This window comes from Mycobacterium sp. NGS29 (assembly GCF_059812965.1).
Genome location: NZ_JCALDR010000004.1, coordinates 186,597 through 202,287, shown reverse-complemented (window position 1 = coordinate 202,287; position 15,691 = coordinate 186,597). Strand labels below are relative to the sequence as shown.

16 protein-coding genes are annotated in these 15,691 nt (G+C 67.5%); 4 read left to right on the top strand and 12 right to left on the bottom strand.

The window, feature by feature from the left end; genetic code table 11:
• Positions 1-26 precede the first annotated feature (26 nt).
• From AC5Y5Z_RS07520 to dxr, 6 genes are all read right to left on the bottom strand, one after another.
• Positions 27-602, bottom strand: coding sequence for a DUF1707 SHOCT-like domain-containing protein (locus AC5Y5Z_RS07520; RefSeq protein WP_463827176.1), 576 nt, complete (start codon positions 600-602; stop codon positions 27-29).
• 78 nt (positions 603-680) lie between these two features.
• Entirely contained in the window at positions 681-2,489 is a 1,809-nt protein-coding gene (locus AC5Y5Z_RS07515) for a penicillin-binding transpeptidase domain-containing protein (RefSeq protein WP_499924325.1), read from the bottom strand.
• Positions 2,490-2,580: 91 nt separating this feature from the next.
• Positions 2,581-3,435 (bottom strand): GNAT family N-acetyltransferase, encoded by an 855-nt coding sequence (locus AC5Y5Z_RS07510; RefSeq protein ID WP_499924322.1) that lies wholly within the window; start codon positions 3,433-3,435, stop codon positions 2,581-2,583.
• A 49-nt stretch (positions 3,436-3,484) separates the two neighbouring features.
• On the bottom strand, positions 3,485-4,663 hold the full coding sequence (gene ispG / locus AC5Y5Z_RS07505; protein ID WP_463826993.1) for a flavodoxin-dependent (E)-4-hydroxy-3-methylbut-2-enyl-diphosphate synthase: 1,179 nt from the start codon (positions 4,661-4,663) through the stop codon (positions 3,485-3,487).
• 19 nt (positions 4,664-4,682) lie between these two features.
• Positions 4,683-5,897 (bottom strand): M50 family metallopeptidase, encoded by a 1,215-nt coding sequence (locus AC5Y5Z_RS07500; RefSeq protein ID WP_499924319.1) that lies wholly within the window; start codon positions 5,895-5,897, stop codon positions 4,683-4,685.
• Positions 5,897-7,126, bottom strand: a complete 1,230-nt coding sequence (gene dxr / locus AC5Y5Z_RS07495; protein ID WP_499924317.1) for a 1-deoxy-D-xylulose-5-phosphate reductoisomerase — start codon at positions 7,124-7,126, stop codon at positions 5,897-5,899. Before dxr ends, AC5Y5Z_RS07500 begins: the two co-directional genes overlap by 1 nt.
• A gap of 96 nt (positions 7,127-7,222) precedes the next feature.
• Between dxr and AC5Y5Z_RS07490 the strand changes: the two genes are divergently transcribed.
• The 3 genes from AC5Y5Z_RS07490 (at position 7,223) to AC5Y5Z_RS07480 (ending at position 9,935) form a co-directional block, all read left to right on the top strand.
• A complete protein-coding gene (locus AC5Y5Z_RS07490; RefSeq protein WP_499924590.1) occupies positions 7,223-8,941 on the top strand; it encodes a cytochrome c biogenesis protein DipZ in 1,719 nt (572 codons plus the stop codon).
• Between the two features lie 82 nt (positions 8,942-9,023).
• On the top strand, positions 9,024-9,602 hold the full coding sequence (locus AC5Y5Z_RS07485) for a fasciclin domain-containing protein (RefSeq protein WP_499924315.1): 579 nt from the start codon (positions 9,024-9,026) through the stop codon (positions 9,600-9,602).
• A gap of 78 nt (positions 9,603-9,680) precedes the next feature.
• On the top strand, positions 9,681-9,935 hold the full coding sequence (locus tag AC5Y5Z_RS07480) for a DUF2631 domain-containing protein (RefSeq protein WP_463826997.1): 255 nt from the start codon (positions 9,681-9,683) through the stop codon (positions 9,933-9,935).
• A 7-nt stretch (positions 9,936-9,942) separates the two neighbouring features.
• Here AC5Y5Z_RS07480 and AC5Y5Z_RS07475 read toward each other — a convergent pair whose 3' ends face one another.
• From AC5Y5Z_RS07475 to pyrH, 6 genes are all read right to left on the bottom strand, one after another.
• Entirely contained in the window at positions 9,943-10,824 is an 882-nt protein-coding gene (locus tag AC5Y5Z_RS07475) for a cytochrome c biogenesis CcdA family protein (RefSeq protein ID WP_499924313.1), read from the bottom strand.
• A 4-nt stretch (positions 10,825-10,828) separates the two neighbouring features.
• Positions 10,829-11,347 (bottom strand): disulfide bond-forming protein DsbE, encoded by a 519-nt coding sequence (gene dsbE / locus AC5Y5Z_RS07470; protein ID WP_499924311.1) that lies wholly within the window; start codon positions 11,345-11,347, stop codon positions 10,829-10,831.
• A 244-nt stretch (positions 11,348-11,591) separates the two neighbouring features.
• Positions 11,592-12,686, bottom strand: a complete 1,095-nt coding sequence (rlmN, locus tag AC5Y5Z_RS07465) for a dual-specificity RNA methyltransferase RlmN (protein ID WP_499924309.1) — start codon at positions 12,684-12,686, stop codon at positions 11,592-11,594.
• A 13-nt stretch (positions 12,687-12,699) separates the two neighbouring features.
• Entirely contained in the window at positions 12,700-13,608 is a 909-nt protein-coding gene (locus AC5Y5Z_RS07460; RefSeq protein ID WP_463827000.1) for a phosphatidate cytidylyltransferase, read from the bottom strand.
• 31 nt (positions 13,609-13,639) lie between these two features.
• A complete protein-coding gene (gene frr / locus AC5Y5Z_RS07455; RefSeq protein WP_463827001.1) occupies positions 13,640-14,197 on the bottom strand; it encodes a ribosome recycling factor in 558 nt (185 codons plus the stop codon).
• Between the two features lie 85 nt (positions 14,198-14,282).
• Positions 14,283-15,047, bottom strand: a complete 765-nt coding sequence (pyrH, locus tag AC5Y5Z_RS07450; RefSeq protein WP_463827002.1) for a UMP kinase — start codon at positions 15,045-15,047, stop codon at positions 14,283-14,285.
• A 265-nt stretch (positions 15,048-15,312) separates the two neighbouring features.
• Between pyrH and mbp1 the strand changes: the two genes are divergently transcribed.
• Positions 15,313-15,549: a microaggregate-binding protein 1 gene (mbp1, locus tag AC5Y5Z_RS07445; RefSeq protein WP_463827003.1), complete on the top strand. Its 237-nt coding sequence runs from the start codon at positions 15,313-15,315 to the stop codon at positions 15,547-15,549.
• Positions 15,550-15,691: the final 142 nt, after the last annotated feature.

Below are 15,691 nucleotides of genomic sequence, written 5' to 3'. Positions count from 1 at the left end.
TTAGCGAGGCGCACCCGGCGCTGCCGCTACGAGCGGCCGTCGAACAGGTGCGGGCGGCGCAGCAGCGCCCGGCGCGGACCACGAATGATCACCGAGCCGAACACCAGCTGACCGGTCAGCACGACGTGCGGATTGCCTTCCGCCGGTGGGTCTTTGCGACGATCGCTCGCGCTGCCCACGTAGGCCTCGACATTGTCGATGGAGGCGCTGGCGCCCTCCGGCAGACGCAGGTCGAGGTTGCCGAACTTCATGTCGATCTCAATGACGACCACGGGCCCCGCGAAGCGCGCCTTGGTGAGATCGAGGTCGATGTTGCCGAACCTGCGCACCAGCGTGAGCCGGGTCGGCACCGTCCACTCCCCATGCCGCTTGAGCGAACCGGCCCAGCCGCGCAGTTCCACCCGGTCGGTGGCGGAGCTGACGATCGCACCTGGTCCGGGCAGGTCACCGACCAGGCTGTCGAGCTCGTTGCGGGTCCGCGCATAGGCCACCTGGGTGGACCGTTGCTCGAACTCGTCGATGTCGATCAGCCCGAGCGCCAGGGCATTGTGCAGGCGGCGCATGGTGCCGTTGCGGTCGGCGTCGGAGACCCGCAACGCCATGTCCCCGTCCGTCACGGCCTACTCCGGTCTTTCGCGCACACCCTCGCAACTTACCGCCGCCGGCGGGTTCGATGGCTATCAGGCCAGGTAGCCCGGCGGCAGCGAGTCGAACATCACTTTGGTCATCCGGACCGCGTATTCCGAGCTGCCGCCCCCGACGATCAGCGCCGCGAAAGCCAGGTCGCCGCGGTATCCGGCGAACCAGGAATGCGAGCCACCCGCGAATTCGGCCTCACCGGTCTTGCCGTAGACCTCCCCGCACCCGGCGATCTCCTTGGCGGTCCCGTTGGTCACGACGAGCCGCATCATCGGCCGCAGTGCCTCCACCATCTTCGGGCTGATCGGGGTGTTGTCGCCGTTGACCGTGGTCGGCCGGCCGGCGATCAGCTGCGGCACCGGGGTTTTGCCGGCGGCGACGGTGGCCGCCACCAGGGCCATGCCGAACGGGCTGGCCAGCACCCGACCCTGCCCGAAGCCGTCCTCGGTGCGCTCGGTCAGATCCACTGTCGGCGGTACTGAGCCGGTCACCGTGGTGATGCCCTCGACCTGGTAGTCCAGTCCGATCCCGTAGCGGGTGGCCGCCTGGGTCAGCCCGCGCGGTGGGAGTTTGCTGCTCAGTTCGGCGAAGGTGGTGTTGCAGGAACTGGCGAAGGCACGCGACAGCGGCACCACGCCGAGGTCGAAGCCGCCGTAGTTCGGGATGGTGCGATGGCCGATGTCCAGGTGGCCGGGGCAACCCAGCATGGTGTTGGGGGTCGCCATGTCGCGGTCGACGGCCGCGCCGGCGGTGACCATCTTGAAGGTCGAACCCGGTGGATACAGGCCGGTGGTGGCCGGCAGGCCCTCGGCGCTGGCCCCGGCGTTCTGTGCGATGGCCAGGATCTCCCCGGTCGACGGCTTGATCACCACCAGCATCGCCTTGCCGCCGCGGGTGTCCACCGCGTGCTGCGCGGCGTTCTGCACGGCTCGGTCCAGGGTGATCGACACCGACGGCGCCGGCGAACCCTCGACTTCGTGCAACACCGCGACGTCCACACCGTTCTGGTTGGTGCTGACGATGCGCCAACCGGCCTGGCCGTCGAGCTGGTCGATCACGGCCTTGCGCACTTCGCTCATCACTGCCGGCGCGAAGTGGGGATCGGTGGCCAACAGTTCGGGTCGTGGTGTGATGACGACGCCGGGAAGCTGGCCGATCGCCGGAAAGACCCGGTTGCTGTCGTCGGGCAGCAGGGTGACCAGGTCGACGGGCCGGGTCGCCGAGCTGGCGGTCTCGGCAAGCAATTGCGGGTCGTTGAGCTGGTCGTTGAAGGGACGCAACGCGTCGATCACCGCATGCGATGTCGCGCTCAGTTCCGGCCCGGCCTGGGTGGCGTCCAGCGAATAGTTGTACAGATAACCCGGGGCCAGCACATCGGTGCCGCCGAATTCGTTGACCGAGGCGCGCCGGGGCTGGTCGGCGCGCAGTGCGAACGTCTGGTGTTCGCCCAGCTTGGGGTGCAGCCCGGTCGGGGTCCAGCGCACCTGCCACCGTCCCTCGTCGCGGGCCATTTTCAGCTGGCCGTCATAGCTCCAGGTCCGGTTCTTGGGTAGATGCCAGGTGAAGCGATACACCACCATGCCGGTGTCCTCGGCGTACTTCGAGCTCAGCACCTGGGCGTCGAGATGGGTGGCCTGCAGGCCGGCCCATGCGGCGTTGAGTGCTTCGCGGGCCTCGTTGGGCGCGTCGCTGAGTTGCGCGGCGGTTGCGGTGTCGCCGACCGACAGCGCGGCCAGGAACTTCTCGGCGGCCGGTCCGGGGCCCTCGGGTTTCGGGGTGCACCCGGGCAGGATCGTCAGCACGATCAGCAGACCGACCACCGCTGTTGCCAATGTTGTTTTTGTGACCATCGATGCTGATGTTAAAGCTGTGACCGCGCGACGGCGGCCGACACACCGAGACCGAACCGTTATGGCTTGGACCCGGTCGGGCCCGGCGCGGTCAGTCCAGCAAGATGGTGGCGAAGGTGCCGACTTCTTTGAACCCGATCCGGGCGTAAGCGGCCCGCGCCACCGTGTTGAAGTCGTTCACGTACAGGCTGGCGATCCGCCCGCTGCCGACGATCACGGCGGCCAGCGTCGCGGTCCCGGCCGTGCCCATTCCGCGGCCGCGCAGCTCGGGATGGACCCACACACCCTGGATCTGTCCGACCGATGGCGACTGTGATCCGACTTCGGCCTTGAACACGACCTGGCCGTTTTCGAAGCGCGCCCACGCCCGTCCGGCCGCGATCAGGCTGGCCACCCGGCGGCGATAGCCGCGGCCGCCGTCGCCGAGCCGCGGATCGACGCCGACTTCGCCGATGAACATGTCCACGGCGGCCACCAGATAGGCATCGAGTTCCTCCGGGCGCACCTGGCGCACTTCGGTGTCCAGCGTGCACTGGGGATGGGAGTTCAGCGCCATCAGCGGCTGGTCGGCGCGCACGTCACGCGCCGGACCCCAGGCCGGTTCCAGACGCTGCCACATCGGCAGCACCAGATCGGCCCGCCCGACCAGCGACGAACACCGCCGCGCCGTGCTCTTGGCCTCGTCGGCGAACGCATTCAGATCGATCAGGTTGCCCCGCAACGGAATCAGGTTGGCGCCGGCGAAGCACAGCGACTCGTCCACACCGCCGCGCGTCCACAGTTCCCCGCCGATCGAATTGGGCTCCACGCCGTAATCGGCGACGCGCGCGGCCACCATGCACGATTCGACCGGGTTCTCGCTGAGGACGCGCCATACGGCGGCGGCATCACGCACCACCGACACCCGTCTCTCGCCAACCAGGCGCAAGATGGGCGGAGCCGACATCTCAAAACTCTCTGTCGTGCGTGTCGAGGGCCGGTGAGTCAGGCCTCTATCAGCTTACGGTCACAATAGGCGAACCGCTCGCTGCCGTCCCGGGATTCTCGGTCGCGTCGGCCTCCGAGCCCATCTGCTCGGCCAGCCGCATGGCCTCTTCGATCAGCGTCTCGACGATCTGCGATTCGGGCACCGTCTTGATCACTTCGCCCTTGACGAAGATCTGGCCTTTGCCGTTGCCGGAAGCCACGCCCAGGTCCGCCTCGCGGGCCTCGCCGGGGCCGTTGACCACGCACCCCATCACCGCGACGCGCAGCGGCACGTCGAGTCCGTCCAGTCCGGCGGTCACCTCGTTGGCCAAGGTGTAGACGTCGACCTGAGCGCGACCGCAGGACGGGCAGGACACGATCTCCAGACCGCGCGGGCGCAGATTGAGCGACTCCAGGATCTGGGTGCCGACTTTCACTTCCTCGACCGGGGGCGCGGAGAGCGAGACCCGGATGGTGTCGCCGATGCCCCTGGACAGCAGCGCACCGAAGGCGACGGCGGACTTGATGGTGCCCTGGAACGCCGGTCCCGCCTCGGTGACACCGAGATGCAGCGGATAGTCGCACTGCTCGGCCAGCTGCTGGTAGGCCGCGACCATGATCACCGGGTCGTTGTGCTTGACGCTGATCTTGATGTTGCCGAAACCGTGCTCCTCGAACAGCGAGGCCTCCCACAGCGCCGACTCGACCAGCGCCTCCGGGGTGGCCTTGCCGTACTTCTGCATGAAGCGCTTGTCCAGCGAACCCGCGTTGACGCCGATACGGATCGGGATGCCGGCGGCGCCGGCGGCTTTGGCCACCTCGCCGACCCGGCCGTCGAACTCCTTGATGTTGCCGGGATTGACGCGGACGGCCGCGCACCCGGCGTCGATGGCGGCGAAGATGTACTTCGGTTGGAAGTGGATGTCGGCGATGACCGGGATCTGGCTGTGCTTGGCGATCTCGGCCAGTGCGTCGGCGTCCTCTTGGCGCGGGCATGCCACCCGGACGATGTCGCAGCCGGCCGCGGTCAACTCGGCGATCTGCTGCAACGTGGTGTTGACGTCATGGGTTTTGGTGGTGCACATCGACTGCACCGCTATCGGATGGTCGCTGCCCACCCCGACGTCGCGCACCATCAGCTGACGCGTTTTACGGCGGGGAGCCAGCGTGGGCGCCGGGGGCTGCGGCAGGCCCAGGCCAACGGTCACTGTTCTGCCTTCTCTCTATTTACTGGAACAGGCGGATCGGGTTGACCAGGTCGGCGGTGACGGTCAACAGCATGTACCCGACCACGAAAATCAGCACGACGTAGGTCGCCGGCATCAATTTCAGATAGTTCACCGGGGCGGCGGCCACCTTGCCGCGCGCCGACCGGATCGTGTTGCGGATCTTCTCGTACACCGCGACCGCGATGTGGCCGCCGTCGAACGGCAACAACGGCAACAGATTGATCGCGCCCAGGATGAGGTTCAGCTGGGCCAGGAAGAACCAGAACGCCACCCACAGGCCGTGGTCGACGGTGTCGCCGCCGATGATGCTGGCGCCGACGACGCTCATCGGGGTCTGCGGGTCCCGCTCTCCGCCGCCGATGGCATTGACCAGGGCACCGACCTTGGTCGGGATGGCGGCCAGCGATTTGCCGACCTCGACGGTCAACTGCCCGGCAAAGACGAACGTTCCCGGCACCGCGGTGAGCACGTTGTAATGGGTGGGTTCGTTACGGGTGGCGCCCACCCCGATGGCGCCGACCGTGGCGGGTTCGAGTTGCTTGCCCTGCGCGTTGGGGACGTAGCGCTGGGTGGATTCGACGGTCACGTTCGTGGTGATGGTCCTGCCGTCCCGCTCGACGACGACCGGGACGGTGCCGTGCAGCTTGCGCACCGCGGTGGCCATTTCCTCGAACGAGGACACCGGGGTGTCCCCCACCTTGACCACCACGTCACCGACCCGGATCCCGGCCTGGGCCGCGGGGCCCGGACCGTTGCACTTGTCCAGCTTGCCTTTGCTGCTTTCCGGTGCCACGCAGCTGACTTCGCCGACGACGGCTTTGGTGGACGGGTGCAGGTTGGGCAGTCCCCAGATCAGCGCGATCGCGTACATCAGCACCAGGCAGATGACGAAGTTCATGCCCGGCCCGGCGAACAGCACCGCCACCCGCTTCCAGGTGGCCTGCTTGTACATCGCGCGGTCCTCCTCGTCAGGCGCGAGTTCCTCGACCGGCGTCATCCCGGCGATATCGCAGAAGCCGCCCGCCGGAATGGCCTTGAAGCCGTACTGGGTCTCGCCGCGCCGGGTGGACCACAGCGTGGGACCGAAGCCGACGAAGTAGCGGCGCACCTTCATGCCGGTGGCGCGCGCGGCCCACATGTGTCCGCACTCGTGCAGGGCGACCGAGATGAGGATGGCAAGTGCGAACAGCACAATGCCGACGACGAACATCATCAGCCTGATACGACCTTTCTCACGCCAGCGACTCCGACCGACGCCGAGCTTGTTTTCGCGATCGCGCGCTGTGCCCGCTCGCGGGCCCAGCGCTGCGCCTCGAGTACCTCATCCACGGTAGCGGGTACCTGGCCGAATTGCGGGGCCCACCGGTCGGCGGCGTGCAACACATCAGCGACGGTGTGCACGATCGCGGGGAATCCGATCCGGCCGTCGAGGAAGGCCGCAGCCGCCTCTTCGTTGGCCGCGTTGTAGATGGCGGTCATGCAGCCGCCTGTTTCGCCGGCCGCGCGGGCCAGTTCCACGGCCGGAAAGACGTCGCTGTCCAGCGGCTCGAATTCCCAGGTCGACGCCGTGCTGAAATCACACGCGGCGGCGGCACCGCTGACCCGGTGCGGCCAGCCCAGCGCCAGCGAGATCGGCAGCTTCATGTCCGGCGGACTGGCCTGGGCGATCGTCGAGCCGTCGATGAAGGTGACCATCGAGTGCACGATCGACTGCGGGTGCACGACGACATCGATGCGGTCGTAGGGGATGCCGAAAAGCAGGTGGGTTTCGATGAGCTCGAGCCCCTTGTTGACCAGCGTGGCCGAGTTGAGCGTGTTCATCGGCCCCATTGACCAGGTCGGATGCGCGCCGGCTTGCTCGGGGCTCACCCCGTGCAGGTCGTCGGCCGACCAGCCCCGGAACGGCCCGCCCGAGGCCGTCAGCACCAGCTTGGCGACCTCGTCGGCGGTGCCCCCGCGCAGGCACTGGGCCAGCGCGGAGTGTTCGGAGTCCACCGGCACGAGCTGGCCCGGGCGCGCCGCTGCCAGCACCAGAGGTCCGCCGGCGATCAGAGATTCCTTGTTGGCCAGGGCGAGGCGGGCACCGGATTCCAGTGCGGCCAGCGTCGGCCCCAACCCGAGGGCGCCGACCAGGGCGTTGAGCACGACGTCGGCGTCGGTGTCCTGGACCAACCGGGTGGCGGCATCGGGGCCGCGGTAGGGAATGTCGCCGGCCCGCTCCGCGGCGGCCGCGTCGGCCACCGCGATGTTGGTCACCCCGGTCTCGGCACGCTGCCGCAGCAGCGTGTCCATATTGTGACCACCGGCGGCCAGCCCGACCACCTCGAAGCGGTCCGGGTTGGCGGCGATGACCTCGAGCGCCTGGGTACCGATCGAGCCGGTGCTGCCCAGCACCAGCACCCGCAACCGGCGTTCGGCCGGCCCGTCATCGCCGATAGTCACCCGTCCATTGTGCCGCCAGGCACCGTCAGACGATCATCGAGCCGCGAGGCACCGTCCAAAATCAGTCCGCGGCGGGCACCGTACCGAATGACTGACATGTTGACCCTCGCCCTAGTCGGCTTCGTCGGTGGCCTGATCACCGGGATCTCGCCGTGCATCCTGCCGGTCCTACCGGTCATCTTCTTCTCCGGAGCCCAGCGCACGCCGACCGCTCAATCCGACAGCGCGGTGGCGGTCAAGCCAGAACAGTCCCGCGCGCAGCGGACCCGGCCCTATCGGGTGATCGGCGGTCTGGTGCTCAGCTTCAGCGTGGTCACCCTGCTGGGCTCGGCGCTGCTGTCAGCGCTGCGACTGCCCCAGAACGCACTCCGGTGGGCGGCACTGATCGCATTGCTGGCGATCGGTGTGGGCCTGGTGTTCCCGCGCTTCGAACAACTGCTGGAACGGCCGTTCGCCCGCCTACCGCAACGTCACATCGGCAGTGCCCCCGATGGATTCGGTCTCGGCCTGGCACTGGGCGTGCTCTACGTCCCGTGTGCGGGCCCGGTGCTGGCCGCCATCGTCGTAGCCGGGGCCACCGCGAAGGTCGGCGTAGGCACCGTGGTGCTCACCGCGGCGTTCGCTATCGGCGCTGCGGTGCCATTGTTGTTCTTCGCACTGGCTGGACAGCGGATCACCCAGCGCGTCAGCGCCTTTCGACGGCGGCAACGCGAGATCCGGATCGGCGCGGGAATCGTCACTATTCTGCTCGCGGTCGCCCTGGTGTTCGACCTGCCCGCGGTGTTGCAGCGAGCGATTCCCGACTACACCTCGTCGCTGCAGCAGCAGGTCGCCGGATCACGGCAGGTCCAGGAAAGGTTGCGGGGCGTCGCCAGCGGGCAACTGGCCGATTGCAGCAATGCGTCGACCCAGCTCCAGAACTGCGGTGCGGCACCGGATTTCAAAGGGATCACCAGATGGCTGAACACCCCCGGCGGCGCACCGGTCGCCCTGGATTCGTTGCGCGGCAAGGTCGTACTGGTCGACTTCTGGGCCTACTCGTGCATCAACTGCCAGCGCGCCATCCCGCATGTGGTCGGCTGGTATCGGGCTTACCGGGACAGTGGGTTGGCGGTGATCGGCGTGCACACGCCCGAGTACGCCTTCGAGAAGGTGCCCGCCAACGTCGCCCAGGGTGCGGCCGATCTGGACATCACCTACCCGGTCGCATTGGACGACAACTACTCCACGTGGACCAACTACCACAACCTGTACTGGCCGGCCGAATACCTCATCGACGCCGACGGCGTGGTGCGGCACACCAAGTTCGGCGAAGGTGACTACAAGCAGACCGAGTTGCTGATCAGGCAGTTGCTTGCCGACGCCCAGCCCGGTGTCCGGCTTCCTGAGCCTGTCGACGCACCGGATCTGACACCCACCACTGTGCTGACCCCGGAGACGTACTTCGGTGTCGGCAAAGCCGCCAACTTCGGTGGCGGCGGCGCATACGACGAAGGCGCGGCGACGTTCAGCTACCCGCCGAACCTGGCGTCCGACAAGTTCGCACTGCGCGGCCGCTGGTCACTGGACTATCAGGGCGCCACCGCCGGCGGCGACGACTCGACGGTCAAACTCAACTACCACGCGAAGGACGTGTACGTGGTGGTCGGCGGCACCGGCGCCCTGAGCGTGACGCGGGACGGCAAGACCACGACGCTAGCCATCAACGGACCCCCGACCAGCCATCGGATGGTGGCCGGCGAGGCGCTTGCCACCGCAACCGTCGAGGTGCGCGCCAGCAAGGGCTTGCAGTTTTTCTCGTTCACTTACGGCTGAACCCATCCAGGTGTCGGTCCACTCCGAATCACTGGGGTCGGGGGGTCTCAGCACATAGCGACAAGCAAAGGAACGAGCGACGATGAAGACGCAGAATTCAATCGCAGCAACCGGTTTCGCGGCCGCCCTGGTGGCCTGCGCGGTAGCTGTGTCCCCGACCGCGTCGGCGGCCGATCTGGTGGGCCCGGGTTGCGGGGATTATGCAGCCATGAACCCCACCGGTCCGGCTTCGGTGCAGGGCATGTCGCAGGTCCCGGTGACCGAGGCAGCCGCGAACAACCCGATGCTCACCATGCTGACCTCGGCGCTGTCCGGCGGGCTCAACCCGCAGGTGAACCTCGTCGACACCCTCAACAGCGGCCAGTACACGGTGTTCGCGCCCACCGACGCCGCCTTCGCCAAGTTGCCGGCGGCCACCGTCGAGCAGCTCAAGACCGACGCACCGATGCTGACCAGCATCCTGACCTACCACGTGGTCAACGGTCAGGCCAGTCCGGCCAGGGTCGCCGGCACCCACCCGACTCTGCAGGGCGCCAACCTGATGGTGACCGGCCAAGGCAACAACATCCGGGTCAACAATGCCGGCCTGGTCTGCGGCGGCGTCTCGACGGCCAACGCTCAGGTGTACATGATCGACACAGTGCTGATGCCGCCGTCGTAACAGGTGCTTCGCTGCTCGCCGGCGGACGGCTGTGCCAGAATGTCAGGGTCTGAATCCAGTCCAACCGGAGGGATCGCCGTGGCAAGTACTGAGGTGGAGCCGTACGCCGGCGTCGACGAAGCTGAGGTGCCGTCCGCGCGGTGGGGCTGGAGCAGGATCAACTACCGCACCTGGTACGGCGTCGGTATCGCCAGCATCGTGCTGCTGCTGGCGTTCCTGCGCGGCAACCACGTGGGACACGTCGAGGACATCTTCTGTGTCGGGTTCGCCGTGGTCGTGCTGTTCATTCTGGTTCGCGACATCTGGGGACGACGCCGCGGCTGGTTGCGGTAACCCGGCCTCAACCGGGCCCGGCAGGACCACCCTGCCGGTGCGGTGCGGCGCGGTTGCGTCGGCGCCGCCCGGCGCCCAGCGCCGCAATCACCACCAGCGCCAAGCCCAGCAACCACGGCCAGCCGCCATGCTGATGCACCCAGCCCGCGACGGCGCCCTGCAGTCGTCCGGCAGCGGCGATCACCGCGTCGTCGGGACTGCCGTTCGCGGTGAAAAGCCGAACCTCATAGAGGCCGTAGTAGCCGACGTACAGGCCGGCCAGGATCAGCACAACCCCGCCGGCCCGGCTGACACACGGTAAAACCCGGCGCACGCGCTCGACCAGCGTGGCGCTCGCCGTGGCCGCCCCCACCGCCAGGACCCCCACCACCAACGACAGCCCGGCCACATAGGCGGCGTAGACCGCGATGCCGTCGAGCACCGAACCGCTGCGCAGCCCGGCGCCGGTGACCGCCAGAAAAGGTCCGACGGTGCACGACAACGAGGCGATCGCGTAGCTGACGCCATAGCCGAACATCGAACCCAACCGCGCGGTCGGCGCCCAGCGCGGACCGAACGGGTTCGGTGCCGGCAGCTCCCGCCCGGCCAGCAGCCAACCGCCGAGGCCGATCAGCACCAGCCCGATCAGCACCGTCGCATACGGCAGGTAGCGCTGCACCGTCGCACCGGCCGAGATGGTCAGCAGCCCGAAGGCGCCGAACACCGCCACAAACCCCAGCACCATTCCCAGCGTGGCGCCCACTGCGCGGCCGAGCGCCACGATCGGACGCCGGGATCGTTCGCCGCGCACCACCAGCAGCAGGTACGCGGGCAGCAACGCAAAACCGCACGGGTTGAGCGCAGCCACCAGGCCGGCGGCGAATGCCAGTCCGAGCAGGGGCTGACTCACCCGGTCAGGACAGCGCGGCGACCCGGGCGGACAAGTCCTGCTGGGACATGGCCGAGCTGGTGTTGTTCACGAACGTGGACGAACCGTCGGAACGGTAGAACACCCAGGCAGGCTGCCAGGGCACGTTGTAGCGGGCCCAGATCGCACCGTCGGCGTCGTTGAGGTTGGTGAAGTTCAGGCCGTACTTGGCGACGAAGTCCTGCATCTGCCCGACGTCGGAATGCGCGGCGATGCCGACGAAAGTCACCTTCGGATTGGCTGCTGCCACCTGGCTGAGGGTGGCCGCTTCGGCGTTGCAGAACGGGCAGAAGGGGGTCCAGAACCACAAGACCGCCGGTTTGCCCTGCAGGCTGGCCCCATCGAACGGGGCTCCGCTCAGCGTGGTGCCGGTGAAATTCAGCCGGTCGTCGGCGGCCACCGCGCGCGGCGCGGTAGCCAGGCCCGTCATCAGGACGACCGCGACGGCGGTGGCGGCAAAGATCTTGAGTGGGAACATCAGGCATCGGAGCACGGCACACCTCATTCGGTCGGCGGTTTACCCAGCACACCGGTTACCCCGCCGGACGGTTCATCACGCCTCGGGCCCGCTCCAGCTACCCGCCTTCGGCGGCCAGCTGTCCGCAGGCCCCAGCCCAATCGCCCGCGCTCCAGCTACCCGCCTTCGGCGGCCAGCTGTCCGCAGGCCCCAGCCCAATCGCCCGCGCTCCAGCTACCCGCCTTCGGCGGCCAGCTGTCCGCAGGCCCAAGCCCAATCGCCCGCGCTCCAGCTACCCGCCTTCGGCGGCCAGCTGTCCGCAGGCGGCGCTTATCTCGCGGCCGCGGGTGTCCCGCACCGTACATGAAACACCTTGCGCGCGAACACGTTTGACGAATTCCCGCTCCACCGGCTTGGGACTGGCGTCCCAGTCGCTGCCCGGAGTCGGGTTCAACGGGATCAGATTGACGTGCGCCAGCGGACCCAACGCCCGGTGCAGCAGCTTGCCCAACAAGTCCGCCCGCCACGGCTGATCGTTGACCGCACGGATCAGCGCGTACTCCACCGACACCCGCCGGCCCGTCACGTCCGCGTAGTGACGGGCGGCTTCGAGCGCCTCGGAAACCTTCCACCTGTTGTTGACCGGAACCAGGGTGTCGCGCAGTTCGTCATCGGGAGCGTGCAACGACAACGCCAGCGTCACGCCGAGCCGCTCGTCGGCCAGCTTGCGGATCGCCGGAGCCAGACCCACCGTCGACACCGTCACCGACCGGGCCGAGATCCCGAAGCCGGACGGCGGCGGCTCGGTGATGCGGCGCACGGCGGCAACAACTCTGGCGTAGTTGGCCAGCGGCTCCCCCATACCCATGAACACCACATTGGACAACCGCTCGCCGAATTCGTCGCGCGACGCGACCGCTGCGGCGCGCACCTGCTCCAGGATCTCGGCGGTGGACAGATTGCGGGTCAGCCCGCCCTGGCCGGTGGCGCAGAACGGGCAGGCCATCCCGCAGCCCGCCTGCGAAGAGATGCACACCGTGTTCCGCTGCGGATAACGCATCAGCACCGACTCCACGGTGGCGCCATCGGCGCACCGCCACAACGTCTTTCGCGTCTGACCGGAATCGCAGGTAACTTCGCGGTGCGCGGTCAGCAGAGCGGGGAACATGCTCGAGGCGACCTGGTCGCGAACCGCGGCCGGCAGATCCGTCATCTGGTGTGGATCGGCGATCAGCCGCCCGTAGTACTGGCTCGCCAGTTGCTTGGCGCGAAACGCCGGCAATCCCAGCTCCGCGACTGCCGCCACGCGACCGGCCGCATCGAGGTCGGCCAGGTGCCGCGGTGGCTTACCGCGGCGTGGCGCATCGAATACCAACTCTTGGACCATGACCAGTCCAGTATCAGGGCAACAGCGTCAAAACGGTCCACGCGGCCACTGCTGAGGGCAGCACCCCGTCCAATCGATCCATCAACCCGCCGTGGCCGGGCAGCAACCGGCCCATGTCCTTGATCCCCAGATCACGCTTCACCTGCGACTCGATCAGGTCGCCCAGGGTGGTGGTCAGCACGAAGAGCAGACCCAGCAGCACTCCGACCCACCACCGCTCGCCGGCCAACAGCGTCGCGGTCAAGATCGTGGCGGTGATCCCGCAGATCAACGAGCCGGCGAAGCCTTCCCAGGATTTCTTCGGGCTGATCGCTGGAACCATCGGATGCTTGCCGAACAGCGCCCCGACGGCATAACCCCCGGTGTCGGAGGAGATGACCGCGATCATCATGCAGAACACCCAGCCGGGGCCGTGCTGCGGGTCGTAGACCAGCATCGCGGCGAACGAGGCGAACAGCGGCACCCAGGCGGCCAGGAAAACGGTGGCCGACACATCGCGCAGGTAGTTACTCGGCGGCGGTGTCCCGTCGGCCTCCGGCTTGGCCTGCATGAACAGCCGCCAGATCAGGCAGATGACCACCATGCCGCCGAATCCGGCCGCCGCGCCGGCAGCACGATAAGGCCAGGTCAGCCACACCGTCGCCTGTCCGCCGAGCAGCAACGGAATGACCGGGATCAGGTAACCGGCCTCGCGCAACCGCCGGACCACCTCGTGGCTGGCCACCAGCGTGGCCAGAGCGCAGTACAGCACCCAGAAATGCGGCACAAAGAGCAGGGTCGCAATCAGGACCGCGCCGATGCTGACGCCCACCGCGATCGCAGCGGGCAGGTCGCGGCCCGCGCGGGACTTCTTCTTGGCTGGCTGGGACGCCTCGACCGGCTCCTCGGTCGGGCTGCCGGCTTCGGCATCGGTGGTTGCCACGGAGGTGAACTGTCTGGACTGCTGTAGGCCGCTAGACCTCCAGCAGCTCGCCTTCTTTGTGTTTGACCAGCTCGTCGATCTGGGCGACGTACTGGTGGGTCGCCTTCTCCAGATCTTTCTCCGCTCGGCCGACCTCGTCCTCGCCGGCCTCGCCGTCCTTACGGATGCGGTGCAGTTCCTCCATCGCCTTGCGACGGATGTTGCGGATCGAGACCCGGGCGTCCTCTCCCTTGGCCTTGGCCTGCTTGACCAGATCGCGCCGACGTTCCTCGGTGAGCTGCGGTATCGCCACTCGGATCAACGTGCCGTCGTTGGTGGGGTTGACACCCAGGTCAGAGTTGCGGATCGCCGTGACGATGGCATTCACCTGGCTGGCTTCATAGGGCTTGATGACGACGAGCCGCGCCTCGGGCACGTTGATGCTGGCCAGCTGGGTGATGGGCGTGGCTGCGCCGTAGTAGTCGATGACGATCCGGGAGAACATGCTCGGGTTCGCCCGGCCGGTCCGAATGGTCGACAGGTCGTCGCGGGCCACCGAAACGGCCTTTTCCATTTTCTCCTCGGCGTCGAAGAGAGCCTCGTCAATCATCTGCACCGCTCCTCTCCCCCGCACGCGGGTGGTACCCCGCATGGCTTGTTGTGTCGCCGTCGGCAGGCATCATGTCCGCGTCATCTCAGGTGGTGACCAGTGTCCCGATCTTCTCACCAGCGACCGCCCGGGCGATATTGCCGTCGGTCAGCAGGTTGAACACCAGGATCGGCATGCCATTGTCCATACAGAGACTGAACGCGGTGGCATCGGCCACGCGCAAGCCGCGGTCGATCACCTCGCGGTGGCTGATCGCGCTGAGCATTTCCGCGTCCGGGTTGTCCCGCGGATCCTCGGTGAACACACCATCGACCGCTTTGGCCATCAGCACCACGTCCGCACCGATCTCCAACGCCCGCTGGGCGGCCGTGGTGTCGGTGGAGAAGTACGGCAGGCCCATGCCGGCGCCGAAGATCACCACACGCCCTTTTTCCAGGTGCCGCACCGCGCGTAACGGGAGGTACGGCTCGGCCACCTGGCCCATGGTGATCGCGGTCTGCACCCGCGTGGCGATGCCTTCCTTCTCCAGGAAGTCCTGCAAGGCAAGGCTGTTCATCACTGTGCCGAGCATGCCCATGTAGTCCGACCGGGTGCGTTCCATACCGCGCTGTTGCAGCTGCGCGCCGCGGAAGAAATTGCCCCCGCCGATCACCACGGCGACCTGCACCCCGGAGCGAACCACCTCGGCGATCTGCCGAGCCACCAACGCGACAACGTCGGGATCCAGCCCCACCTGACCGCCGCCGAACATCTCGCCGCCCAATTTGAGCAGCACGCGAGAGAACTTCGACGGCGGGCCGGAAACCGCGGCGGTCGCCGACACGCCGTTGCTCTCCGCAGGCTCTGTCATCGGTCTCCTCGCAATAAAGTGTCATCCCAGCAAACCACCCGGCACGACCCCTCTCATCCTGCCTCATCTTCCGCTACCGACGGGGACGGGGTCCCGGAGTCGTCGTACAGGTTTGGCGACGCGGCACCGTGGGAACCCGCTTTGCGCCGGGGTGACATGGGGGTCTTGAGAAAAGAATCGCGTTGCCCGGCAGTGTGTTGACCGCTGGTTCGGTCGGCACCACCCCGACAGACGCCTACCGATGCGGCCGATCAAGGAGGAATTCATGGCGGACAGCAACTCTGGACCCGCGGAAGCGGTCAAGGGTGTCGTCGAGGACGTCAAAGGCAAAGCCAAAGAAGCGGTTGGCACCGTGACCGGTCGCGGCGACCTGATCAACGAGGGCGAAGCCCAGCAGGACAAGGCCGAAGCTCAGCGCGACGCCGCGAAGAAGGAAGCGCAGGCCGAGGCGGCTCGCGGTGCGGCCGAAGTCGCCGAAGAGCGCCAGAAGGCCAACCAGTAGAACTTGTCACAAGGATGGGCCCGGTCTGTGTACACGGACCGGGCCCATCGAACATCTCCGGGTAGGGTTTCCGGCGCTGTAACAAAGTTGGAATAATCGCGGGCGCAGGCAGTTTGCGCTGGGGGCGGATATCCACGGGGCT